This is a genomic window from Butyrivibrio proteoclasticus B316, from assembly GCF_000145035.1.
GTDB classification, from domain to species: domain Bacteria; phylum Bacillota; class Clostridia; order Lachnospirales; family Lachnospiraceae; genus Butyrivibrio; species Butyrivibrio proteoclasticus.
In genome coordinates this window covers 954,131-980,617 of sequence record NC_014387.1, presented here as the reverse complement: position 1 = coordinate 980,617, position 26,487 = coordinate 954,131, and the positions used below count along the sequence as shown (strand labels likewise).

At 42.6% G+C, this 26,487-nt stretch carries 19 protein-coding genes; 5 read left to right on the top strand and 14 right to left on the bottom strand.

Annotated features, from left to right (window positions below; genetic code table 11):
* Window positions 1–81: 81 nt before the first annotated feature.
* Complete coding sequence (locus tag BPR_RS04080; RefSeq protein ID WP_013280192.1) at window positions 82–1,797, bottom strand: methyl-accepting chemotaxis protein; 1,716 nt, start codon at window positions 1,795–1,797, stop codon at window positions 82–84.
* Between the two features lie 317 nt (window positions 1,798–2,114).
* Between BPR_RS04080 and BPR_RS04075 the strand changes: the two genes are divergently transcribed.
* The 4 genes from BPR_RS04075 to BPR_RS04060 all read left to right on the top strand — a co-directional run bounded on the left by BPR_RS04075 (window position 2,115) and on the right by BPR_RS04060 (window position 8,160).
* Window positions 2,115–3,410: an adenylosuccinate synthase gene (locus tag BPR_RS04075; RefSeq protein WP_013280191.1), complete on the top strand. Its 1,296-nt coding sequence runs from the start codon at window positions 2,115–2,117 to the stop codon at window positions 3,408–3,410.
* A 437-nt stretch (window positions 3,411–3,847) separates the two neighbouring features.
* Complete coding sequence (locus BPR_RS04070) at window positions 3,848–4,768, top strand: ArsR/SmtB family transcription factor (protein ID WP_013280190.1); 921 nt, start codon at window positions 3,848–3,850, stop codon at window positions 4,766–4,768.
* A complete protein-coding gene (locus BPR_RS04065; RefSeq protein WP_013280189.1) occupies window positions 4,769–7,606 on the top strand; it encodes a translation factor GTPase family protein in 2,838 nt (945 codons plus the stop codon).
* 113 nt (window positions 7,607–7,719) lie between these two features.
* The gene (locus tag BPR_RS04060) at window positions 7,720–8,160 is read left to right on the top strand and encodes a DUF2752 domain-containing protein (protein ID WP_052301792.1); all 441 of its coding nucleotides are present in this window, start codon (window positions 7,720–7,722) and stop codon (window positions 8,158–8,160) included.
* Between the two features lie 23 nt (window positions 8,161–8,183).
* On the opposite strand, the gene BPR_RS04055 is transcribed toward BPR_RS04060, so the two are convergent.
* The 7 genes from BPR_RS04055 to infC form a co-directional block, all read right to left on the bottom strand.
* Complete coding sequence (locus BPR_RS04055) at window positions 8,184–8,474, bottom strand: DUF1858 domain-containing protein (protein WP_242662195.1); 291 nt, start codon at window positions 8,472–8,474, stop codon at window positions 8,184–8,186.
* A 108-nt stretch (window positions 8,475–8,582) separates the two neighbouring features.
* Complete coding sequence (locus BPR_RS04050; RefSeq protein ID WP_013280187.1) at window positions 8,583–11,066, bottom strand: alpha-galactosidase; 2,484 nt, start codon at window positions 11,064–11,066, stop codon at window positions 8,583–8,585.
* A gap of 56 nt (window positions 11,067–11,122) precedes the next feature.
* Entirely contained in the window at window positions 11,123–11,683 is a 561-nt protein-coding gene (locus BPR_RS04045; RefSeq protein WP_013280186.1) for a TetR/AcrR family transcriptional regulator, read from the bottom strand.
* Between the two features lie 59 nt (window positions 11,684–11,742).
* Complete coding sequence (locus BPR_RS04040) at window positions 11,743–13,188, bottom strand: aminoacyl-histidine dipeptidase (protein ID WP_013280185.1); 1,446 nt, start codon at window positions 13,186–13,188, stop codon at window positions 11,743–11,745.
* Window positions 13,189–13,372: 184 nt separating this feature from the next.
* The gene (gene rplT, locus BPR_RS04035; RefSeq protein ID WP_013280184.1) at window positions 13,373–13,729 is read right to left on the bottom strand and encodes a 50S ribosomal protein L20; all 357 of its coding nucleotides are present in this window, start codon (window positions 13,727–13,729) and stop codon (window positions 13,373–13,375) included.
* Window positions 13,730–13,791: 62 nt separating this feature from the next.
* Window positions 13,792–13,992, bottom strand: a complete 201-nt coding sequence (rpmI, locus tag BPR_RS04030; RefSeq protein WP_013280183.1) for a 50S ribosomal protein L35 — start codon at window positions 13,990–13,992, stop codon at window positions 13,792–13,794.
* A 156-nt stretch (window positions 13,993–14,148) separates the two neighbouring features.
* A complete protein-coding gene (gene infC, locus BPR_RS04025; RefSeq protein WP_042257581.1) occupies window positions 14,149–14,679 on the bottom strand; it encodes a translation initiation factor IF-3 in 531 nt (176 codons plus the stop codon).
* 330 nt (window positions 14,680–15,009) lie between these two features.
* On the opposite strand from infC, the gene BPR_RS04020 reads away from it, so the two are divergent.
* Window positions 15,010–16,689 (top strand): GGDEF domain-containing protein, encoded by a 1,680-nt coding sequence (locus BPR_RS04020; RefSeq protein ID WP_013280181.1) that lies wholly within the window; start codon window positions 15,010–15,012, stop codon window positions 16,687–16,689.
* A gap of 60 nt (window positions 16,690–16,749) precedes the next feature.
* On the opposite strand, the gene BPR_RS04015 is transcribed toward BPR_RS04020, so the two are convergent.
* From BPR_RS04015 to BPR_RS03990, 6 genes are all read right to left on the bottom strand, one after another.
* Window positions 16,750–17,217: a VanZ family protein gene (locus BPR_RS04015; protein ID WP_242662193.1), complete on the bottom strand. Its 468-nt coding sequence runs from the start codon at window positions 17,215–17,217 to the stop codon at window positions 16,750–16,752.
* A 169-nt stretch (window positions 17,218–17,386) separates the two neighbouring features.
* Window positions 17,387–18,106: a flavin reductase family protein gene (locus BPR_RS04010; protein WP_042256501.1), complete on the bottom strand. Its 720-nt coding sequence runs from the start codon at window positions 18,104–18,106 to the stop codon at window positions 17,387–17,389.
* Between the two features lie 125 nt (window positions 18,107–18,231).
* A complete protein-coding gene (gene pepF, locus BPR_RS04005) occupies window positions 18,232–20,031 on the bottom strand; it encodes an oligoendopeptidase F (protein ID WP_013280178.1) in 1,800 nt (599 codons plus the stop codon).
* 30 nt (window positions 20,032–20,061) lie between these two features.
* Window positions 20,062–20,862 carry an HAD family hydrolase gene (locus tag BPR_RS04000; protein ID WP_042256498.1) on the bottom strand — a complete coding sequence of 267 codons (801 nt, stop codon included), beginning with the start codon at window positions 20,860–20,862 and terminating at the stop codon, window positions 20,062–20,064.
* Window positions 20,863–20,891: 29 nt separating this feature from the next.
* A complete protein-coding gene (locus BPR_RS03995; RefSeq protein WP_013280176.1) occupies window positions 20,892–22,835 on the bottom strand; it encodes an alpha-amylase family glycosyl hydrolase in 1,944 nt (647 codons plus the stop codon).
* A 94-nt stretch (window positions 22,836–22,929) separates the two neighbouring features.
* Entirely contained in the window at window positions 22,930–26,478 is a 3,549-nt protein-coding gene (locus BPR_RS03990) for an ABC transporter permease (protein ID WP_042256494.1), read from the bottom strand.
* Between the last annotated feature and the right edge of the window lie 9 nt (window positions 26,479–26,487).

Genomic DNA, 26,487 nt, shown 5'->3' with positions numbered 1-26,487 from the left:
TAATACAAATATATATACGTAAAAACAGTTCCGAAAGGTAAACCTTTCGGAACTGAATTGACAGACATCATATTAAAATCGTCATTCACTTATCGTAAACTGTCCGATGAGGCTGTTAAGCGACTCTGACTGCTCGGAAAGCTCCTGAGATACAGCGCTTGACTGCTCAGCTGTAGCAGAATTGCTCTGTACAACATTGGAGATCATCTCAATACCCTTATCAATCTCGTCCATGCTCTGAGCCTGCTCTTCTGCAAGATCTCCTGTCTGGATGATCATGTCTGTGATTTCCTCAACGCTGTGCTGCATAGCATCAAGAGCCTCAGTGGTCTCTGCAACTACAGAGTTACCATTATTGATCTCATCCATTGTATCTGCAATGAGCTGATGTGTATTCTTGGCAGCTTCACTACTCTGATCTGCAAGCTTACCAATCTGATCAGCAACAACCGCAAATCCTTTACCTGTCTCGCCTGCTCTTGCTGCCTCAATAGAAGCATTAAGTGCAAGAAGGGAAGTCTGCTTGGCAATAGCTTCGATTGAGTTTGTAACCTGCTCAATCTCTGCAGAAGCTTCTGTGATCCTTGTCATAGCATCAGTAACAAGATGCATCTTTCTTGCGCTGGTCTCAGCGTTTTCTCTAACTTCTGTGGCCATAGCCTTACTCTTTTCAGCCACATCTGCAAGCTGTCTTGTCTGTTCTGTAACTGAGTTGACAGATGCCGTAAGCTCCTCAACTGCGGCAGCCTGATCGGTAGAACCTTCAGCCAGATCAGTTGCTCCCTGTGACATATTCATAGCCCCTTGAGAAACCTGCTGTGAAGAATTTCTGACTTCCAAAAGAGTGCTGCTGAGATTTCCTGAGATATCTTTAAATGCATCCCTGATAGCACCGTAATCTCCGATATATATCTTTTCATTTCTGCTTCCGGTAGTGAAATCTCCGCCGGACATACGCTTTAAGGTCTCAATAATATCTTTTACCACATCCTCAATTACATCTGTGGAATAAGTAATATCATCTGCGAGCTTGCCAAGTTCATCCTCAGATTCAGTATGTACCTTGACTTCAAGTTTACCCTTTGCCATATCATCGGCAGCTGCTGATATTGCTTCAATCGGTCCAAGGATACTGTTTGTCAGGGCCTTCTTGGCCTTGTTCATATAAAGGATAGCGTAAATAAGAACGATAAGAGAAATCGCTGTCATCACAAGAACTGATACAAGTGCAAGAACATACGCCGACTGAGCCTGAGCCTTGGCTGATATTCCAATCTCCTTAAAGTCTTTAACAACTACTTTAATAGCTTCGTTGATAGTGCCAACGTAGTATTCATAGATTTCGGCAGAACCGGCTCCGGATTGAAACATTTCTCTAAGCTTATCATCGGCGGTATCTATATCTTTGACATGCTGATAGGCCGTCGAAAGGTCACCCTTGTAAACTCTGCTGAGTGTTGTGAGACCATCATTTAATTCCTGGATCTTCTCATCAACCCCTGCAAACTGTTCATTTCTATCCTCTTCATCCTGCGCAGAAAGCGCCCACAGATAATATTTGGCAAGGGCCTGAATGGTGATCCTGATCTCACCCTGATCAGTGTTCTGCTCATAATACACCGCATAGATATTATGCAGATTGAAAAGAGCTACAACATCAATCAGAATGATTACGGCGAAAATAGCAATAAGATTCGTTCTCAGATTGCCAAATACTTTTTTAAACTTATCAGATACTGATAGTTTCCTGAATTCTCCAAGGCTAAAGGAATCCTTTTTCTTAGCAGCGTCCGCCATATAAACCTCCTTACAACACTTCTATGATAACTACATAAACCTTTTCTACTAAGACTTATTTTGTAAAACAAACTATTCCAAATGTTATTTCGTCATCCTACATAATATATTTTACGCAATTATATGGAAAAGTGTCATAAATATGTATAAATTTATATAAAATTTCGAGAAATAAGTATTACTTATGTCAAGTATAAAAAATATTGATTTTACTTATGGACGAATAATTGATATTATGATTAAGGTTTGAGCTATTTCCGCTTATGCCCACAAGAAGTCATAATTTCAAGTTTTAGAAACAGAGAGGGAATTGAAAAATGGTAAAAGCAGTCGTAGGTGCTAACTGGGGAGACGAAGGTAAGGGAAAGATCACAGACACTCTGTCTGATCAGGCAGACGTTGTTATCCGCTTTCAGGGTGGCGCCAATGCAGGTCACACAATAGTTAATGATTACGGCAAATTTGCACTCCACACAATGCCATCTGGAGTATTCCACCAGAATATCATGAATATCATTGGTAACGGAGTTGCATTTGATATCACCAAGTTCATGAAGGAACTTAGCGAGATCACATCCAAGGGAGTTCCTGCTCCTCAGATCATGATCTCTGACAGAGTACAGGTTATGATGCCTTATCACGTACTCTTTGATACACTTGAGGAAGCAAGACTTGCAGGTAAGAGCTTTGGTTCTACCAAGTCAGGTATTGCTCCATTCTATTCAGATAAGTATTCCAAGATTGGCTGGCAGATCAACGAGTTCTTCCAGGATGATGCAGCTATCAAGGAGAAAATTGCACGAGTTGCTGAGATCAAGGATGTTCTCCTTGTTAATCTCTATCACTCAGATCCTATCGATCAGGAAGCTCTTTTCAACCAGATTGTTGAATGGAGAGAACAGGTTAAGCCTTACATCGGTAATGTAGCTCTTTATCTCGATAAGGCTATCAAGGAAGGTAAGACAATCCTCCTCGAGGGTCAGCTTGGAACCATGAAGGATCCTGACCACGGTATTTATCCTATGGTTACTTCTTCATCACCACTTGCAGCTTATGGTGCGATCGGTGCAGGTATTCCTCCTTACGAGATCAAGCAGGTTGTTACTGTATCCAAGGCTTACTCTTCCGCTGTTGGTGCAGGCGCATTTGTTTCAGAGCTCTTCGGAGATGAGGCTGAGGAACTTAGAAGACGTGGTGGCGACGGTGGTGAGTATGGCGCAACTACAGGAAGACCAAGACGTGTTGGTTGGTATGACTGCGTAGCAAGTAAGTATGGCTGCAGACTCCAGGGCACAACAGATGTTGCTTTCACAGTTCTTGATGTTCTGGGCTATCTTGATGAGATTCCTGTTTGTGTAGGCTACGACATTGACGGAGAAGTTACAACAGAATTCCCTGTTACTCACCTTCTCGACAAGGCTAAGCCTGTTTACAAGACTCTTCCAGGTTGGAAATGCGAGATTCGCGGCATCAAGAAGTATGAAGATCTTCCTGAGAAGTGCCGTAACTATATCGAATTCATCGAGGAACAGATTGGATATCCTATCACAATGGTCAGCAACGGACCAGCAAGATCAGATATCATCTACAGAGAGAGCAAGCTCTCCAAGTAATAAAATTAGCAAAACTTGCGTGACGGACGGCAAATCTACTAAATAAAAATGACACAGCTACAAAAGCGAGGTCATTACATATTGTCTTGCAAAAGCGAGCATATTAAAAAGAGAAGGACTCAATCTTTCAAGTAAACTTGAAGAAGTTGGGTTCTTCTCTTTTTTGATCATGTTTTTGATCATGGTTTTGGCAGGTGATTACCCGAAATCGTAAATATAACTACTTTTCGGGTAAAGCTCTCAGAAATCAGCAATTGTAATTAGCAACAGGAATTAGCAGCAGTAACTATATGCAAGGCCACGGTTACTATTCAGGCAGGAGTTGCACAAAATAAGTATGACTCTTATAATAAAATTTGAAATATTTTATGATTATATAAACATCGTTCACAATAATAGTAAATCACTTATCAGCATTCTTTTGACGGGGTACCCTTATGATACACATTAACAATCTAAACGAAGGACTTGAACTGTTCAAAGCGCTCGGATCAGATATCAGAATTGAGATCATCAATATTCTATTAAAAGAGAGCGGAATGAATATGAACGAGCTTGCCAAAAAGCTCAAGATAACTAACGGCGCTCTTACCAGTCACATCCGTAAACTTGAGGAATGTGGAATTGTAACTGTCTCTGCAGAGGGCTCAGGACACGGCAATCAGAAATTCTGCTCCGTTAATCTGGACAAGATACTGATTGATATTCAGGATGCACCTGTCACTACCAACGTCTATAACACAGAGATCAAGGTTGGTCACTACAACGATTATGACGTATCTCCTACCTGTGGTCTTGCTTCCGGTTCCAAAGTGATCGGTGAGGTTGATGATATCAGGTACTTTGCTCATCAGGACAGATTTGATGCTGATATTCTCTGGTTTACCAAGGGTTTTGTTGAATACGATATTCCCAACTTTGTTCCTGCAGGCCAGCAGATAGATGAAGTCTGCATAACAGCTGAGCTTAGTTCAGAAGCTCCGGGCTTTAACAATGTATGGCCTTCCGATATTTATTTTTACCTTAACGGGACGCCACTTGGCTCCTGGACTTCTCCCGGAGATTTTGGCGATGTCAAAGGCTTTTTTACCCCTGATTGGTGGTTTCCTAATTGGAACCAATATGGTATGCTCAAGATGTTGGTAATCGGTCACAAAGGCACTTTCATTGACGGGATCAAGATCTCTGATGTTACAATTGACGACCTCGCTCTGACTTCCAAGAGTAGTCTCAAGTTCAAGCTCGAAGTTCCTGAAAATGCCAGCAATGTCGGTGGACTAACAATTTTCGGAAAAGGATTTGGCAATTACAATCAGGACATCAATGTTAAGATTGCCTATAGCCCATTAGAACAATAAATGAACAATTATATTACAATTGGAATTCTGGCACACGTTGATGCCGGTAAAACAACACTTTCCGAGGCTCTTCTATACACCTCAGGAAAAATAAGGAAACTTGGCCGCGTAGATCACAAGGATGCTTTTCTTGACAGCTATGAGCTTGAGAGATCACGCGGCATTACTATATTCTCCAAACAGGCAGTTTTCCAGTATGGCGGTATCTCTTATACCCTGCTGGATACTCCCGGTCACGCTGACTTCTCTCCTGAAATGGAGAGGACTCTTCAGGTCCTTGATATGGCCATTTTAGTCATAAGTGCTGCTGACGGTGTAACCAGTCAGGTAAGGCTCTTGTGGCGTCTTCTTGACCACTACAAGGTTCCCACAATTATTTTTGTCAATAAAATGGATCAGCCGGGTGCTGATAAAAACGCAGTTCTCTCCCAGCTCAAAGACGTTCTTGGAAACCACTGCGTTGATTTTGATGGAGTTCCCGAAGGTAGCTCTCTGTTAGATTTATCTTCTCCTGAGCTTCAGGAAGAGCTTGCTGTTTGTGACGATAAGCTTCTCGAGAAGTTCCTTGAAGGCTACGTTGTAACGCTCCAAGATGTGGAAGAACTTGTCAGATCCAGGAAAACTTTCCCTTGCATCTTTGGCTCAGCGCTAAAACTTAACGGGGTAAAAGAGCTTTTGGATACCCTGACAAGTCTGTGCAGTACAGGCAATTCCATGGATTTCATCCAGCAATCAGCCAAAAGCACTATGCGCACAAGCAATTCACTAGATTTTTCCGCGCCTGAAGAAAATCCATTAACACACGAATCAGCACTTAATAATAACGATAAATTCTCTGCCCGCGTATACAAAATAAGCCGCGACGCTCAGGGAAACCGCCTGACTCACATGAAGATCATAAGCGGCTCTCTTAAGGTGCGCGATACTATTCAAGATGAAAAGATTGACCAGATCCGGCTTTATAACGGAGACAAATTTGAAGCTCTTCCCGAAGCCACTGCCGGAATGATCGTTGCAATATCAGGTCTATCTTCAACCAGAGCAGGCGAAGGTCTTGGTGCCCTTAAAGGCAGTGTTTCTGCCGAAGTAATCCAGCCAATCCTATCCTGCGCCCTTATTCTGCCTGATGATGTAGACACTATCTCTTTTTACAAGAAGATCAAATCTCTTGAAGAGGAAGAACCAATGCTGCTGTTATCGCTCCATGAAGCAACAGGTGAGATCATGGTTCAGGTCATGGGTGATGTGCAAAAAGAGATCCTTCATCACCTCATTCTTACGAGATTTGGCATAGATGTTAAATTCGGACAGGGACAGATTGTTTATAAGGAAACAATCGCAGGTCCTGTTGAGGGAGTAGGCCATTTTGAGCCGCTTAGGCACTACGCCGAGGTTCATCTGCTTCTTGAGCCGACAGAGCCCGGAAGCGGTATATCTTTTGACAATAAATGCTCTACCGACCAGTTGTCCCTCAACTGGCAGAGGCTTATACTAACTCACTTGCAGGAAAAAAAGCATGTTGGCGTCCTCACAGGTTCTGAAATAACCGATATGAGGATCACTCTTTTAACAGGAAGAGCTCATGAAAAGCACACAGAAGGCGGAGATTTCAGGCAGGCCACCTACAGAGCAGTAAGGCAGGGGCTGATGGAGGCTCAGTCGGTTCTGCTTGAGCCCATATTCGATTACCGGATAGAGGTTCCTCAGGAAAACGTAGGAAGGGTTCTTACTGACATCCAGAAGATGAACGGAACTGTTGGTCTTCCGGAAATAGAAAATGGCAAATCCGTAGTTACAGGCACTGTTCCGGCGGCCTGCCTCTACGACTACGCCCAGGAACTCAAGAGCTACACTCACGGAGAAGGCGTTTTATCCACAACTCTTAGCGGCTATGCTCCATGCCACAACACCGAAGAGGTTTTGGAAACTATCGGCTACTATCCTGAGCTTGATACGGCTAATCCTGCTTCATCCGTGTTCTGTTCCCACGGCGCCGGCACAATTATTCCCTGGGATGAAGTCAGATCCCATATGCACCTTGAAAGCGCCTGGAGTCCCGACAAAGGGATCACAGCAGGCACTGACCTTACAGACAATATTGATATGGACGCGCTCAAAAAGCTACAGGCACGAAGTACACGCAAGACTACTGATGACAGAACTTTTGATGAGATTGAGCGTGACCTTCGTTTGGCTGAGAATGAGTTAAAAGATATCTTCGAGAGAACTTACGGAACAATTAAGCCAAGATATGTGGAAACCGAGGAAGACAGAAGACGCTATGCAAAGCAGGACGCAGAAAGAGAAAGACAAAGAGCCATTGCTGAGGGTCTGATTGAACCTGATGAAGCTCCCGAAGTTACACTTTCTACCAGAAAGCAAAGCAGCAAAAAGGATCAGCGGATTGCTGAGCGCCAAAAAGAATATCTGCTGGTTGATGGTTATAACATAATATATGCAAGTGACGACCTCAAAAGCCTTGCTGCTACTGACTTAAAGGCTGCAAGAGATGCACTGATAGATAAGATTGTGAATTTCCAGGGCTATCGCAGAGAACAGGTTATCCTGGTCTTTGATGCCTACAGGGTTCGCGGCGGCTCGGAGCACATGGAGGATCACTCAGGGCTCACTGTCATCTACACCAAGGAAGCAGAAACCGCAGATCAGTACATAGAAAAGGCAGCTCATGAAATCGGCAAAAAATATCGCGTAACCGTGGCTACTTCCGATGCAATCGAACAGGTCATCGTCATGAGCAGCGGTGCTATCAGGTTATCTGCAAGAGAATTCTGGGAAGAAGTAAAACACACTGAGGAACGTATCAGAGAGCATCTGTGACTAGGCAAATTCACTTAGGAACGCATCAGAGAGCATCTGTGACAAGACAAGTTCACTTAGGAATGCTTCAAGAATAATAATGATAATAGTAACTTGAAAGAGTAATAAAGATTTTGAGAAATACACTTAACACTATTACTAGTAGAATAATTAAAGATCTGCGCAGAAACGCGACATTTATCATCATAGTAGCAGTTCTGTGGGGAATACTTAATCTCTTGTTCCACCGTTTCTGCCCTGTTGTCCTAATCTGCGGATATCCATGCCCGGGATGCGGCATCACAAGAGCCTTTTGGGCTTTTGTAACACTGCATCCTGTTAAGGCACTTCATTACAATCCTGTTTACCCGTTATGGCTTGCATTTCTGCTAGCAGCTTTTTGGACGAGGTACGTCAGAGGAAAGAGCCTTAAAGGCCTCTACTATCCTCTTCTTTTTACCGGAGTCCTTACCATATTGGTGTACATCTACCGGATGATCTTCATGTTTCCCGGAGATGAACCCATGGTCTATGTTCACGATAACCTCTTTTCAATCATCAGATCCTTTTTTTAATTCTTAAAGAAGGTTATATCAAATTAAGCATTATGCTCAAGAAGGTAGTCATTAAGAGCATCTACGATCTCATCGCCGTCAATTCCGTGAACAGCGCATGCCTCAGCAAGAGACTCCATCTGAGAAGCAGGACAATGGATGCATCCCATGCCACACTCCATCAGAAACTGAGATGCAAGCGGATGCTTACTGATAATATCTCCTACTAACATATCTGTAGTAATGAGAGCTCCCTCATTCTTAAGTTCTTCACTCATGTTCGATTCCTCACTTTCTGTATCATTACCAAAGAATAAATCTTTCAAAAATCCCATGGTCATACCTCAAAACATCAAAGTACAAACAGTAGCTTACAAAAATTGCAATTATTAGATTGCACAAAATGTATTCTACTCTCAAGAAAGCATTAATGCAAGACATTATTATTCAGCGACTTCTTCAAATGTATATAACCTTGAATCACCGGTTCTCATGATACGAGTATCCTGATTATATCCGGTTCCTGCAAAGTTTGCATTAAGAGCAAAGCCATGGCTGTTGAGCGCAGCTCCTGTTGCTACTGCTTTCTGTTCCTCGCCGTTCATGTGAACAACCTTATCCATAATATTGTGGATGATTCCATCCTGTTTAACATGAACAGGTGCTATAGCATTGACAAGGCTTCCAAAATCCTTGAGATTAAGCGGAACCACGCGGTTTACGATATTATAAAGCTTATCGTCATCAAGGCCGACACACTTAAGCTTTCGATAGTCATTATTAGGTCTGCTGCCCTTTTCAACAACAAAGCCTACAGCCTTCTTCTGGTCCCTCGTAACGATCATATATCCATAGTCTGGAAGTCTGTAATAGTCGCCAAACTGGAATACTTCTCTCCACTTCTTGTAGAACTCAACCTGAGAGGTAACAATCTTCTTATCTGATTCTGACATTTCGCACAGATTAAGCTCATAACCAAAGCATCCCGGACAAGCTATCTCAAATCTTGTCTCAAGAGGCACTGTGTTAAGAGTCTGATGGTTAGGGCATGCTGAAACATGCGCGCCAATTGTGTTTGCAGGATATCCATAGCTATAGCCTCTCTGAATATCAAGTCTGCAGAAAGCATCAGTATCATCGCTTCCCCATATCTGTGGGAAATAGCACAGAATGCCAAGGTCAAATCTGTTGCCGCCTGCAGAGCATCCCTCAAACAATATCTCAGGAAAGCTCTCTGTCAGCTCCTTCATAATACGGTACAGGCCAATATAATATCTATGCTGAAACTCGCCCTGTCTGTCAGCAGGAAGACTTGTAGAGAATCTGTCTGAGAAGATTCTGTTCATATCCCATTTGACATAGGACACATTGCCTGCGGAAAAGACCTTCTTCATGGCGTCAATGACATAGTCCTGAACTTCTGTCCTGGACAGATCAAGGTTCATCTGATTACGGCCTTTGGAATGTGGTTTTCCCGGAACAGCTACAGCCCAGTCAGGGTGCGCCCTGTACAGATCACTATCCTCATTGACCATCTCAGGCTCAACCCATATACCAAACATGAGACCAAGCTCATTTATTCTATCAGCAAGCTCCTTGATCCCACCCGGAAGCTTTTTCTTATTTTCATACCAGTCGCCAAGTGATGAAGTATCATCATTACGCTTGCCAAACCAGCCATCATCCATTACAAAGAGCTCAATACCGCACTTCTTTGCCTCTTTTGCAAGGGATAAAAGAGAATTCTGTGTAATGTTAAAGTATGACGCTTCCCAGCTGTTGATAAGGATAGGTCTCTCCTTGTCTCTCCAGGAGCCTCTTACAATATGGCGTCTTACAAAATCCTGCATTCTAAGACTCATGCCGTTAAAGCCCTTGTCAGAATAAGCCATAACAGCTTCAGGAGCCTCAAAGGCCTCTCCCGGTGCAAGAAGCCAGTTAAAGCCTACCGGCTGAATACCACATACGAATCTGCTCATATTCTTGGCATTAGAAGAAAGAGCTTCATAGTGATTGCCACTGTATACAAGATTAAAGCCTATACATCCGCCGTGCTCCTCATCTGCATCTGGTTCACTCACGATAACAAGCGGGTTAGACCTTGATCCTGACTCGCCTGCCGCAAGTTCTTCACACACAACCTTGCCACCGGTGCACAGACTTGTATGAATTCCCATTTCATCAGCCCACCTGCCGTGGAAAGAAGTGAATTTAAGTGCACGAGTATCAAAGTCAATCTGAGTACTAAGAAGCCTCTCGATCCTAACCTCCTTATCGCTGTCATTATGAAGCACTGCACTTCTTGTAATGACATCACTGTCAGGAAATACAGAATAGATCATTTCAAGGCTAGTCCCATATCCTGGATCCTTGAGAACGATAATAAGCTGCTGAGTTTTATCCTTTTTGACAGCACTATTGTCACCGGAAACATCCGTGTCATCATAGGATGACGGAAGTGTCCTAAGCGCCTTCTTGCCATCTGTGACCTTCATGCTGTAATACTGGAAATCCACTGTAGTATTGCCATCAGCATAAGTCAGCTCCACAAACGGCTCTCTAATATCTCCCTTGCCAAAAGATGACATTTCTAGGCCCAGCATCTCCAGAAAAGTATCCTTATGGTCATCGGAATACACATTCATATTTCCGCCGCCATGGTAATGCTTAGGTCCAATTGCATCAGCAATACTCATAAGACCATTCTTGCCATCCTTAAAGGCCTGTTCAAGGTCGCCTGCCTCTACAGCTTTCTGATATTTATCCTCAGAAATAATGGATTTTCCATAGTGAATGTGTTCAAGATGCCCTGACGCAGTCCTCCTGAACAAGTAAGATGTATGTGCTGTCTGCAGCAAAAAGATGTTTCCATCTGCGTAAATCAATTCGTTACCCTCCAAAACTATATCTGTTATATCTATTCCCATAAAAAAATCTTATGGCTCAGGCAATTACACTAATACATAATAGCTATCTCTGTAACTCAAGCCTTAATTCCGTTCATGATGACATCTATCATCATGTTCAGCGACTCTTCGTAGCTAAATTCTGTATGAGACAATTCCTCTGAACTTAAGAACTTCTCGATAGCTCCCTCAACCATAAGCTTGATGAGCTGAATAGGAACTCTTTTTATAAGTCCCTGATCCATAGCCTGATTAAGGAGCTTTTCAGTTTCACCCCAGTCACTCTCAACCCTTTCGGCAACCTTCATGTATACCTTGGGATATTTGTCTTTGAGCTGATAAACTCTTCTAAAATCAATATTCTTGTAATTGTCAGGAAGGCACACGATCAGCCTTGAAATCTTATCTACAAGATTCAGTGATTCATCCGCTATGATTTCTGCCTCCTTCTTCTTGATGGCAGAAAAACCGTAATCAACTGTTGCAAAAAACAGTTCGTCTTTATCATCAAACTCCTTGTAAATAGTTTTCTTACTGATGTGAAGTTCCCTGGAAATATCATCCATAGTGAACTTCATACCCTTCTCATTGAACTGGTCAATAACCGCATCCATGATCTGTTGTCTTGTCTCTTCCATGTAGCCCTCCTTAAAATGTTAACCCCATCACATCAAAATAACTCTTTTCCCACTCTTTATCAGAACTGCTTTAATACTTCAACAAGATATGCCCATACATTGGCTGTTGACTTAACTGAAAGCTTCTCACCCGTTGAGTGAATATCCTTCATATCAGGTCCGATTGAAATACAGTCAAGATCATCAATCTTCTCGCTGAGAATTCCGCACTCAAGGCCTGCATGAATAGCCTGAACCTGTGGAGCCTTGCCATACATATCCTGATATACTCTTACCATATGGTCACGAAGTCCTGAATGCTGTCTGAATTTCCATCCAGGATACTCACCGCTTACTGTAACCTCTGCTCCGAACATCTCGCCAATTGTAAGAAGCTTGTCGATCAGAACCTTCTTGGAAGATTCAACGCTGCTACGAACTGACTGTTCAAGTGTAACAACCTTTCCTTCAGTCTTAACAATACCAAGGTTAAGTGAAGTCTCAACAAGACCTGCTACCATAGCGCTCATAGCCTGAACTCCATCAGGCATGATTGTGATCATCTTAGCTACTGCCTCAGTATCCTTGCAGTTAAATGCCAGAACATTAGAAGCTCCCTCTGTGGCAAAAGAAATATCTACTCCTTCATCTTTGGCTTCAAGCTCGCCCTTAACTTCCTCAAGAACAGCCTTTACAATAGTCTGCGCCTTGTCGACATCCCCATTATCAACTACAAATCTAAGTGTAGCATTTGAAGGAATTGCATTGTCTGCAACACCACCGTCAATGCTGATAAGCTTAACACTCATCTCTTTGGACAATCTATACAGAATTCTTCCTGCAATGTGGTTGCCATTTCCTCTGCCGCACTTTATCATCTCGCCTGAATGTCCGCCCAAAAGGCCTGATACAGCTACTGTGCACTTAGTGCCATCAGCATTTTCCTGTTCCATAGAGAGCTTTGAATAAACTCTTGCTCCTCCTGCACAGCTGGTAATGAATACGCCTTCCTCTTCATTATCAATATTGATCATTCTCTTACCCTTGAGGCCGGAAAGATCAATTGCTGCAGCTCCGAACATACCAGTTTCTTCATTAGTTGTGATAACTACCTCAAGTGGTGGATGAGGAATATCCTTGGAATCAAGAATCGCAAGACAATAAGCTACCGCGATACCATCATCACCGCCAAGGCTTGTTCCCTCTGCCCATACATACTCACCATCTGTTGTCACTCTAAGGCCATCTGTCTTCATATCGATGTCGCAGCTATCTTCCTTAACTGCAACCATATCCATATGTCCCTGAATGATAACCGGCTCTTTGTCCTCATATCCTGCTGTTCCCGGAGCCTTGATAATAACGTTGAGCTCTTTATCCTGCTCTACCTCATAGCCTCTCTCCTTGGCAAAAGAAACAAGATAGTCGCTTATCTTCTGCAAATTACCTGAACCATGTGGAATATTGCAAAGCTCCTCAAAAAAATGGAATACTACTCCAGGCTGTAAATTATCTAAAACTGACATATAAGTACCTCCATGCACTAAAGCATTTTTATCCAAATATCCAAATCGGATTTTGTATCATTATGAAAAAAGGAGTATCAAATCCTCGATACTCCTACATTTTATCCTATAAAAACTATTAATACAATAAAAGTTTCCAGAATAACTATCATTCCGGAAACTTTTTATATTTAAGATAAATCTATTAAGCAATCTTCTCTTTTGCAAGCTCTGCAAGTGTCTTGAATCCGTCTGGATCGTTAACTGCAAGCTCAGCAAGCATCTTTCTGTTGATGTCTACGCCTGCAAGCTTAAGACCATGCATCATGTTGCTGTATGAAAGACCATTGATTCTAGCTGCAGCGTTGATACGTGTGATCCAAAGAGATCTCATATCTCTCTTCTTCTGCTTACGTCCAGCAAATGCTGATGTAAGTGCTCTCATAACTGACTGCTTAGCAACTCTATACTGCTTAGATCTTGCTCCTCTATAGCCCTTTGCAAGCTTTAATACTCTATTGTGCTTCTTCTTGGCATTTAATGCGCCTTTAACTCTTGCCATTGTAAAATCCTCCTAAAATAATCAAATACTACTGGTACTACCGAAAACTTAACGCAAAATGATCAAGCGTAAGGAAGAATGCTCTTCATTGCCTTTACATTTGTAGCGTCAACGAGTCCAGCATGTCTAAGATTTCTCTTTCTCTTTGTGGACTTCTTTGTTAAGATGTGGCGCTTATACGCTTTGTTTCTCATGAGCTTGCCTGTGCCTGTAACCTTGAATCTCTTGGCAGCAGCTCTCTTTGTCTTCATCTTTTGCTGCATAACTAAAATCCTCCTGTATATCTCTTAAAATAATAATATCTATATGATATCCGATTGATCCGCTATGCTCTCACAATCACCATAGGTCTACCTTCAGGCAACTGCCTGTAATGACCAATATCATATATATTTCCAACCAAATAAATTGGTGAAAAATCAGTTCTTCTTCTCGGTAAGGAACATTGTCATGCTACGTCCCTCAACCTTGGGCTGCTTCTCAATTACAGCGACATCAGAAAGTGCCTCTGCAAAATCTGTAAGAATATGTACGCTTGCCCCCATATGAGCCATCTCACGTCCGCGGAAACGAAGTGTGATCTTAACTCTGTTTCCTTTCTCAAGGAACTTCTTAGCTGCATTAACCTTAGTATTCAGATCGTTGGTATCAATGTTAGGTGAAAGTCTGATTTCCTTAATTTCTACAGTCTTCTGCTTCTTCTTGGCTTCCTTCTCTTTGCGAAGCTGCTCATACTTGAACTTTCCATAATCAACAACTCTGCAAACAGGTGGTTTAGCTGTAGGAGCGATCATAACAAGATCAACACCCTCATCATCAGCAATCTTCCTGGCATCCTGGATTGACATTACTCCAAGCTGTTCTCCCTCGATACCGATAACCCTTACCTCTTTAGCTCTGATCTGATCGTTAATAAATAATTCGCTAATGGCCTTATACCTCCAAACAATAAAAGAAAAATAAAAAAGTGGATACACTCGCAATGTATCCACTGAATAATCATAAAAGTACAAACCCAAAAGGCTGTATCTAAAAGATATTAACGCCTGCTAGCTAGGCCGCAGGGTGAGAGTGGATACTCTGCTTGGTTTTCAAATACTGTAATACAATATCACAATCGTGATAACAATGTCAACATATTTTTATAGCAAACTATTAAATATAAATTAAATATTCTCAATTTTGTATTATTTTTCGCGACTTTTTAACAAAAAATATTTCTTCGGAATTATAATTTTACTGTAAGTCAATTGTCTTTTCAAGTAGTTGCGAGGTATCTCATGAATTATGGACTAATGCGCCGGATCATCGGATTCACTTATACTCTTGTCATACTATTATTTATAGGGCTTGGCTTTTGTTATTCCAACGAAACCAACAGCTACTATCGCGAAAACGCTTCCCGTTTTGATGATTATTGGACAGTTAACGGCAAGCTCATCACTTTTCCCTATAGTAACCATGAAGAATTCACCATAGAGAACACTCTGCCCAAAGTCTACGGCGATCAGATCCTGGTTCTGCGCTGCTACTACGAGCACTTTATCGTATCCATTGACGGAAAAGAAATCCTTGAGGACCGCCCAAACAAGTTATTTGGCAAGGAGACAAATGTTGGTAAAAAAGAAATCTGGGTCCCTCTTTCAGAGGACTACTCCGGGTCAACCATCTCAATTCACCTCGAGATGCAAAAGGCCCTCTATGGCTCAGAGCTGTCCGAGGGCTTTATCACAACACGTTCAGGCTATGGGATCATGCAGCTTAAGAGTAATGCTCTTTCTGCAGTTATTTTCGTTCTCTTTACAGTCACCGGCGTTTTTGAAGTAATTGTTTCTGCCTTCTTTATATTAAAAAGAGCTCATCTTATCAGAAAGCTTTCCTTTGAGGCACTCTTTTACGCAGGCTGGTTCTCTATCATATCTGCCCAGTGGATCATAAACGAAACCAGGCTTCCATTTATCCTGTTTGGCTTTATGACAGGCTTTTCCGTGCTCACAATTATTTCTTTTCTCCTGATGCCCCTTCTGTTCTATAGCATTTCACGAACTATTTATCTCAGGACTGATCCTGTCGATAACGCCATAGATATATTTATGATAGTTATTATCCTCATATCCTGTCTGCTTGCTGTTATTGGCTATATTCAGTGGGGATGGCTCATCTATGTCGCACACGTTCTTGATGTTATCGCTATGTTCATGGTTGCCTACTACTCTTTTTCCAGTATCAAAAAAGAACAGCAGCTCAACGCAAGAACAGGCATTGCCCTCGCAAACGGCCTTTTCATCATGATTGCCTGCTACGCCCTGTTTAAGTACATAGTCAACGTAGATAATAACTATACATTTTTTATCATAATCGATCTGATGATCTATATCATGGTCCAGGTAGGGCTTGTCTACAGGAGAATAGGTCTCAACGTCAGAGAGGAAAAAGAGTTCATGCAGGCCAAGATCTTTGCATTTACCGATGAACTCACAAGGCTTGGAAACAGGCGCCATTTCTATACAATGATAGATGATTATGAAAAGAATAAGCTTCCCCACAACCTGACTTATATTGCGATTGATGTCAACAAGCTCAAATTCGTCAATGACAACATTGGCCACGATGCCGGGGATGAGCTTTTAGTTGGCACTGCTCAGTGCATTAAAAACGCTTTTTCTTCTTCACCCACTACCACAATCAGCAGAATGGGCGGCGATGAATTTGCTATTTTGATAATTGCGGGAAAAGCTGAGGTTGAAACCAGGATCAGAAATATGAAAATAATGCTCGGAAAATGGAAGGGCAAATATATAGACGGCATCACTGTCGCCGTTGGAAGTGCTGCCGTCTGGGAAAATCCTGACTGTTCTATTAATGATCTTTCTAAGATCGCTGATAAAAGAATGTATGAAGACAAAGCATTATTCTATAAAGAAGCCGGAATTGACCGAAGGACCAATCAGAATTCATAATTCCGAAATGAACTGAATGATCAAAACAACCTGTCTGGATTGAAATATTTCGAATCATCGTCATGACCTGTTCGCAAGCGGTCTGAACACAGTCATCCTGCCTGTCCAGCCGATAATTCTTGTCATGATAACTCCGACGATAACTCCGCAGCTGTCGATCAGCACATCTTTTTTCTGTGGGCTTCGCCCTGCCACAAAGGACTGGTGGTACTCATCAAGTCCCGCAAAAGCTATGCAAAAGCTCCCCGCCAGGATCACAAGCCACAGCCCTCTTATTCCAAAGACATAAAGAGGAAATGCCACTGTGATGGCAAGGATCAAATACTCTGTAAAATGCGCTGTTTTCCTGATGTAATATTGTGAGGCTTCTGAGAGCTGCTCAATCTTTTGGCTGCTCCAGCCCTTATCGAAGGTCTCGTTTGCTACCGAAAAGACTTTGATTCCAACCTGAAAACTCAACTCTGATGAAGTGTCTGCATCCTGTCCGGAAAAAGAAAATATGAGACACATCATTATGATTGCGGGCACGAAAGACAAGGGCTTTAGTACAAACCGCAATGTTTGCTTAATATATAAAAGAAAATATTTCATGTACTACTCGTTCTATATTCCTTAAATCTTATTGCTGTTTCTTACTAATTATTTCTTACTAATTATTTGTTACTTATTATTTCTTACTTAATATTTCTTATTTTAATTATTTATTTCTCTTCTTGTTCTTATTAACTGAAGATTTTTTATTTGCTCCGGTCTTATTAGTTACTGAAGACTTCTCAGCTTTCTTTTTATCACCAAATCCTGTATTGACTCTCTTAGTGCCCTGCTTATCTGCAGTTTTCTTCTGTCCTTGACTATGCTTGCGGGCAACGCTATAGCCGAATTTACCCAGTTTCTCGCCAAGGCTATAGTATTCGCCGTGTGAATAAGCCACAAGTCCTGCCTTACCAAGGTCAAGTCTTCCGGTATCATCAAGAAGCTTATCATCAACTGACACGCTCACAACTTCTGCGATGAACATGTCATGTGTTCCAAGCTCAAGGATCTGTTTAACCTTGCACTCGATATTGACAGGAGCTTCTGCAATTCCGGGTGCTGAGATTTTTTGAGACTGCAGAGGAGTAAGCTTCATCTCCTTGAATTTGTCATAATCTCTTCCGGAACGCACACCGCACCAATCTGCTGCGTATGCAAGTTTACTGCTGGTGAGATTTACAACAAACTCACCGGTTTCCTTGATGATACTATGAGAAAACCTCTCTTTTCTCACAGATATAGAGAGCATGGCAGGGTCAGAACATATTGTCCCTGCCCATGCTACAGTAATTATATTTGGCTTCTCGCCCTCGCGGCCACAGCTCACCATAACGGGAGGTGCCGGATATAGCATATTTCCCGGGCGCCATATCTCTTTTGCCATAAGACCTCCAAAAGCACAGTCAAAACGCTTAACATGCAAGTATGTACGCATTTTTGACCATTGACACCTATATATGATATACGAATTGCTCCATAACTTCGTTATTCTCGCAATTCTACATCACATCATTTCATGATCTCTTCCATCTCAGTGATGGCTTCACCGAATACATTAAGCGCTGCATCGATAGGTGCCTTGGTTGTAAGGTCTACGCCTGCAATCTTGAGAAGGCTTACAGGATCCTGTGTGCATCCGCTTGAAAGGAACTTCTTGTACTGCTCTACTGCAGAAGCGCCCTCCTTGAGGATTCTGTCAGCGATAGCAACAGCAGCTGCAAAGCTTGTAGCATACTGATATACATAGAAGTTGTAATAGAAGTGAGGAATTCTGCACCACTCCCATCCGATCTGAGGATCTGAGATCATGTCTGCACCAAAGTACTGCTTGTTAAGGTCAAGATAAACCTCATACAATGACTCAGCAGTAAGTGGAGTTCCGGCCTCAGCCATCTCACAGGTCTTGCGCTCAAACTCTTCAAACATTGTCTGACGGAACATTGTTCCCTTGAAGCTGTCAAGGAAGTGGTTGATGATAAATGCCTTCTCTTCCTTGCTGGAAGCATGATCCTTCATATAGTGATAGAGAAGAACTTCGTTAGTTGTAGAAGCTACTTCTGCTACAAAAATCTTGTAGTTGGCATCAATAATTGTCTGTGCCTTGTTGGAATACCATGTGTGCATTGAGTGGCCCATCTCGTGAACCAGTGTAAATACATCATCAAGAGTATCGTTGTAGTTAAGGAGCATGTATGGGTGCACATTGTAAACGCCTGATGAATATGCGCCGCCTCTCTTGCCTTCATTCTCAACTACGTCGATCCATCTGTTCTCATATGCCTCTTTTACCACATCAAGATAGTCCTCGCCCAGAGGAGCAAGCGCCTTAAGTGAGAGCTCTTTGGCCTCATCATAAGTAACCTTCATGTCGTAGTCAGCAAGCATTGGAACGTAAACGTCGTACATGTGAAGCTCGTCAACACCAAGAAGCTTCTTACGAAGAGTTACGTATCTGTGCATCTTGTCCATGTTATCGTGAATTGACTCAAAGAGGCTGTCGCAAACCTTGGGTGAAACATCATTGCTGTTAACAGCTGCCTCAAAAGCTGAATTATACTTACGAGCCTTGGCTTCAAAAATACGTCCCTTAACTTCGCCGTCATACATTGCAGCCCAGGTATTCTTGAACTCTTCATACTTGCCATAGAAAGCCTCAAAGCTGGCCTTTCTGAGGTTTCTGTCCTTGGACATCTGGGTAGGAACAAATCTTCCATTAGAAAGCTGAACCTCTTCACCCTTGGAATCCTTGACTGAAGGGAACTTGAGGTCTGCGTTTGAAAGCATTCCGTATGCCTTCTGTGATGCGCCCTGCATCTCGCCTGCGCTGGCAAGGAGCTGTTCCATCTCTGCGCTCAGCATGTGATCTTTAAGTCTTCTGATCTCAGCGATTTCTCTCTTATATCTGTCAAGCTCAGGTGTTTCCTTGTAGAATGACTCGAGCTTATCATCTGAAATTGCAAGGATCTCAGGGCTTATAAATGCCTCTTTTTCAGATGCATACATGTAAGCTGACATTGCTCTCTGCTTCATTCCCTGATACTTGGAATTAGCTGTATCCTGATCCTCTCTCATGTGGGCATAGCCGTGTACTCTGTCGATGTAAAGACCAAGCTCCTCATCAAGTTTAAGAGCTGCAAGGAGGTCCTTGCTGTTATCTGCAAGCTTGCCCTCGTAAGCAGCAACTTTATCTGCATACTCAGTAATCCTGGCAAGTTCTTCCTCCCACTTCTTCTCATCATCATAAATATCCTCAAGTCTCCATGTGAGCTCGAGTGCTACTTCATCACGTTTTGGTAATCTGTCCTGCATACTGTATCCTCTCTTTACATTTATTTGCCATCACAATATCTTGCGAATATCTCCATCTCCTACTATAAGGGGCATGAACTTAGAGCCCTTGATCCCAAGCTCAGTAAGCTCTTCTTCGATCTTCTTGTCAGAATAATCATAAGTGTTCAAAAAGACGCTGTCTATGCCATTTTTAAAGGCAACGCCCACATCGCTTAGAAGATCATTTCCTATCATAACACAATTGTCTGAAATAAGTGTGTTTTCATTAATTAGTTGCTCCAGAAATTCTTTCTGGGGCTTTTTGATACCTTTATCGGATGAAATGAATATGTCGTCAAAATATTTGGTAAGCCCGGCCTTTTCCAGCTCTTTTTCCGTAAAGACGCGCTGCGCATTAGACAAAAGATATATGCCCTTGCCGGCTTTCTTAAGCTCATCCAGAGTTTCGAGGACGCCATCATATACAACCAGCTTATCGCGGGACTCTTCCCTGAAATAGATGCAAAGAGCACGGATTTCATCTTCCTCGTAGGCATGATCATTTTTTATTTCTGCTGTCACACTCTCAGTACAGATTTTCTCTCTTTTTTCATCAATCAGCCTGATCCATACATCTTCAATCCTGATTTCAGGCCACTTGGCGTGATTTTTTGCCTGAAGCTTATCTTCCTCATCCTTGCAGATTTCGAGATATCTTTTCCTAAGGGCCGAAGGTTCGTATTTGGCTCCAAAATGCTCATCAAGATACTCCGCCATCTTTTCCCATAAAAGCGGCTGCTGCTCATCAGTATGAATATCGATCAGGGTTCCGTATAAATCAAAAATATAGTTGTCGTACTCTCTTTTCATAATTCTCCTCATTTTGGCCTTAGTGTAATTTATTTGATCACAGCAATTCCATAGGAAGGAATCGACAAACTCGTGCCATCAAGCGTACTTACTTCTTCCCCGACATTAAGCTGATATGAAAGCTTAGGTGAAGAGCCTGTTCCGCTCCATTTGCCAAGGTCGACAGTCTTCGCCTCATCTGCGTTATTAATTATTATCAAAAGAGCTGCCTCTTTATATAACGGATCCTTAGCTCCGAGAACTGGTGAAATAACGCCGTCTACTCCTATGTTGTCGCCGTTTTCATCAAAAGCAATATAATCATTGGAATCTGATGAAAGTCCTGTATTTCCATATCTCACAAAAGCTCCGATGTCATCATCAGATAAAGCTTCAACCGGCTGGGTCTTGCCCCTTGCTATCACAGGGTAGGTGTTGCGAAGGCGGATAGCCTTTTTGTAATAGTTGTAGATAGAATATGGGTCGGAAGCCTGCTCCATAAGGGATGGATAAGTCATGTCAAATTTCTCCATATCCTTGGGGCCTTGGCACATTCCGGTAGCATCTGCAGATTCCCACTGCATTGGAGCGCGCTTGTTTTCGTCCTTGCCTGAGCCCTTCATTCCAAGCTCTTCTCCGTAATAAACAAAGGCATTTCCGCCCATGAGAAGGTTCAATGCTCCTGCAAGCTTAACCATCTTTTCTGAGCTGCGGCCCACAAAATATCCCGCAGCCCTTGCCATGTCATGGTTGGTAAAAAACGGCGCATCGATGTAGCTCTCATTAACAGAAGAAAGCTCTTTTTCCGCATCTGAAATGGCCTTGGCATAGGAAAGGGGCGATCTCTTTGATCTGGCCACGCTTGCTATAACGCCTTCAGTTCCTGAAAATTCGAAGGCAAAAAAGCTGTCTACTCCGCTTGCGTAGTACTTGGAATACCTTGAAAGAGCTGTCCATGCCTCTCCAACAATGTAGGCATCTTCCTTCTGACTCTTAATAGTGTCATTAAGCCAGGTCATAAACTCAATATTTGATGTATCGTTGTCGGTATAATAAGAAGTAACCGCATCAAGCCTGAATCCATCTACTCCTCTGTCAATCCAGAACTGTGTAATATCAGCAATTTCCTCTTTTACCATATCATTATCCAGATTAAGATCTGGCATTCCGGACCAGAAGCGGGCTTCGTAGTACCAGTTTGTGCCCGCTAGCTTCTCATAGCCGGTCTGGGGCTCATTAGAGAAATTGTAGTAGTACAGATATGGACACGCATCCATAAGTTCCGGGGTCTTACCGATCTCTGTCAGCTCAGGATGCTCCCTGAGGTAATTCGCAGCCTCCTTAAACCAAGGATGCTCATTTGACGTATGATTGAGCACAAGGTCTATGATGAGACTTACCTTTCTCTTGTGGCAGGCAGAGACCAGCTCATCAAAATCCTCAAGAGTTCCATACTCAGGGTCAATCTCCTTATAATCTGTAATGTCGTATTTATGGTATGTTGGCGATGGAGAAATCGGCATAAGCCAGATCTCATTGCAGCCAAGATCTGTGCTCGTGCTGTCATCTCCGTCGTTAACATAATCAAGCTTATCTATTACGCCGCGAAGATCACCAATGCCGTCCCCATCACTGTCGTAAAAAGAATAAACGAATATCTCATAGGTAGTGCGGTACTTGTCATCCAGAATATTGAGTTCCTTGTCTGCAACATCATCCAGATTAAACGCATCAGCACCTGTAATTCCGCCAATGCCGGCATCTGCATCCACATCACTGCGGAGGTCAGAGCTTGCGCTGACACCTGCATCACTACTTAAGGATGTATCAGAAACGGAATCTGCATTTCCGCTCAAGTCTCCGGCTGCATTCTGTCCACAGGCTGTCATAGTCAGCAAAAGAGCTGCCATTCCAAGGGACACAATTCTGGTATTGGCCTTCCTTCCTGATTTATTAAGTGATCCAAAGCGTGAAAATATTTTCTTTCTCATCATTAGTCTTCTTTCTTTTACTTGTATGTATATGGCTTTTATCTTCTCGAAGTATAACACAAAGACTTGTTCCAGAAAACGTTTTCCAAAAAGAAAATTAGTACTTGGAAATATCCGTAAGAGGCACCTTACCAACTTTCCTGAATGCTATGGCATTGATAGATACCGAGAAAAAGGCAGATATAGCAAGAGCAATTATCCAGGCAGGGGGAAATGGCAGTCTATAGAACATGACAGCAGTCGCTTCCAGCTTGGTGATGAGGAAAGCAGAGAATGGAACGCCCGCAACAACTCCCAATATAAGTCCCAGAGCTGCTGTAGCTATTGTCTCCCTCGCCAGATATCCTATCACCTGAGAGTTACTAAATCCATTTACCCTCATGGTGAGAAGTTCTCTCATCCTGTGCAGAACCAGGATATTACTAAGGTTTAGCAGGATCATAAACGCAAGAAGAATTGCAAGTGCAATGATAACAATTACCAGCAGGTTAAAAAGAGTCAGAATTGATGCGTAATTTTCCTTGATTGCGGATGCTATCGTGACCTTTTCTATACCGCTAAGGCTCTGCAGCTCTTTTTCCATAGCATTAACGTCCCGTCCCCCTGCGCTAATTATAAATGTGTTATTCTCAGGAGATTTTCCGTACATTTGCTCATAATACTTCCTCGACATGATCATGGTCTTCTCAAAATACTGGATAAAGATATCCGAAACTCTCACGTTTGCCACGTCAAAGCTTGAATTAACAAGTTTGATCTCAGTTCCGGGGGTGTATCCGTTTTTCTCAAGCATCTCTCTTGTCACAAGGATTCCATCATCAGAAAGAGACAGCTCTTTTCCCTTATCGTCAGCAACCGTGTACCTTTCGCTGATATCATCAAGACTGTCTACCACCAGCACGTTAAGAGGCGTCTGCTGATAATCAAGCTCAGCAAGCCCCTCAAAGCTATAGAGTTCATCATACCTGTAATTCTCAAGAAATTCAGATATTTCCTGGGATTCTTCGTCAGTAATATCACCTTTTGTGACTGCAAAAAGGTCAAAATGCCACACATCGTCAAGCTGCTTGTCAATTGCCATGTACAGGGCATTTCTTGTGGTAAAGCCAAGGCCTATCATAAGGCACGAAGCCAGAATAATAATGACAGACACTATAACTCTGCCAAGATCCGTCAGGATATTATTGATGATAAGGCTAAAGTAAATGCTACTTCCGACTTTATTTCTTGATTTATTGATACTCTTTATCGGAGGCTCGGTGCCATTCATAAGGCCAACCGCCGAACAAGACAGCATCTTGGCGCAGGCTCTTCTAACTACAATCGCTGTCAGAAGTACAGAACCAATAGCCAAAAGAGCTGTCGGAATAGCGCTAAGGAGCGCAGGAAAACTTCCAAATATATAATTTCCTCTGATTGTATGAAGAAATAGATTTTCTATAAGATATGCTCCTGTAATTCCCATGATCACGCCCAAGATTGCAGAAGTAATCCCAAATGTCAGGTACTTGCGGATAATCTCTGAGGCATACATTCCAAATGCCTTAACCACACCGATTTCAAGCTTCTGCTCTTCAACTATGATCGTCATTGTAAAGAAAACTACAAGAGATACTATGATCACGTACAAAGGGGTAAAATACAAGAAGAAGTTTGCAAGAACGCCCTGGGTTGTCTTGATGTGCAGAAAGCCGGGATTTGCTTCTCTTGTCTGAACTATCCACTTAAGGCCTATCTTCTTGGCTTCCTCTATCTCTTTTCGCGCATCCGAAAGTGCCTTGGCAATTTCTGCCTTGGCATCAGCGTATTCCTTTCGGGCCTGTGAAAGCTGTTCTTCACCGTCTTTTTTCTTTTCTTCAAATTCAGCCACAGCTTCATCAAACTCTTTTTCCCTGGAAGTAAGCTCCTCCTGAGCCTTAGCCTTATTTGATGCATAGGTGCCCTTTGCCTTTTTTATCTTATCTGCGCCTTCAGCCTTTTGCTTTTCAAACTCGGCTTCTTTGGAAGCAAGTTCAGCTCTGGCCTCGGGCTCTTTTCTATCGTATTCAGCCTGGGCATCTGCCAGTTGTCTCTTTCCCTGTTCAAGTGTAAACCAGCCCTGATCCAGCTCTTTCCTGGCTGCATCAAGCTGGGCTTTGGCACTATCAAGTTCTCCCACCTTGGAGCCGTACTCACTCTCTGCTGCGTCAAGACTTGACTTGGCAGCAATCATATTTCTGATAAGAGGTATCTTGGACCCAAGTTCAGGATAGGCATCAACTGTTGTCCTGACTGTTGCGTCAGACTCATACAGGTTCAGAACCTGCACACCCCTGTCATAGCCTGAATAATTCTTGAGATTCAAGAACTTGGCCTTCAGGGAATCGTCGATCATAAGAGCGGCTACCATATCTATCCTGTCATTTGATATCTCATTATCAATAGAAGCTGTCTGACTGTTAAATTCTCCCCAAGCTTTATCAAGTTTGTCCCTTCCGTTTCTGGCTTCCTCATAAAGGCCTGCTATTCTGTCTTCCGCAGCCTTGTACTGTGCCTCTTTTTCATTCAAAGTTTTCTCAGCATTATCAAGCTCCAAAAAGCCGGCAAAGAGCTTCCATTTTCCGTTGGCAAGCTCATCCTCAAGCTGCTTCTTGCCATCTGCAAGCTGTTTTTCGCCCTCTGCCACCTGTCTGTTGTACTCGGCTTCTCCATCAGTGATTTCTTTCCACGCCTTAGCAAGTTCGCTATCGACCGTTTTCTTAGCATCTATAAGGGCTGTTCTTCCATCTTCAAGCTTATCCTCTGCCTCTTTTACCTGTTCATCGTACTCCTTCTGTGCCTTGTCAAGCTCAGTTCTCGCCTCGGAGAGCTTATCTTCTGCCTCCTTTTCTTTGGCCGCATATTCATCATCAAGTTCACGGGAAAAAGATTCAATTCGATCTGCTGACATTTCATCAGTCGCAGCATTCAGATCATCCATATGTGACCTTACATTGTTCACATATGCACTGCTAAGAGAGCCGGCAGAATGCGGCACATCGCTGTCAAGAACGACATTTGTATAGTCAAAAGATAAACCGCTTGTATCAAACGCATCTATAGAAAAAATGCAGTTATTTAAGACACTGTCATAGACAAAATCAGGGTGATACGCATACCCTGTAACTACATATTCCTGATTTTTGAGTATCCCGGAAAGTCTGCTTGAATTAGGAGAAATGCTGACTGTATCGCCGATTGATGCCCCAATAGATTCCGCCAGTTCTTTTCCTATGGCAACTTCGTTGTCAGCTTGGGGGAGCCGGCCTTCTGTTGCATAAGGAACGCTTATTATGCTGGTTTTCGTCAGAAGCGTTGCGTCAGAAGATTCTCCGGCAAAAGAAATCTTGCCTGCTATACTGATCATTCCTTCCGCATCAGCAATGTAGGCAAGACTTTTAAACTTCTCAATTTCGCTTTCTTTGATCCCGAGATTGGAAGTAATATCGTAATCCTTGAAATTGTGCTCTTTATAGTATCCGTCTACGCATCTTTCTATGGAATAAGCTGTTGAATTTATTCCCAGAATCCCGCTGATACCTATAAAAATGATTATGGAAATAGAAAGCCAGGACACCAGACGTTTTCTAATGTTTCTGACAGTGTCCAGAAAAAAGGTCTTTTTCATTTGATCTCC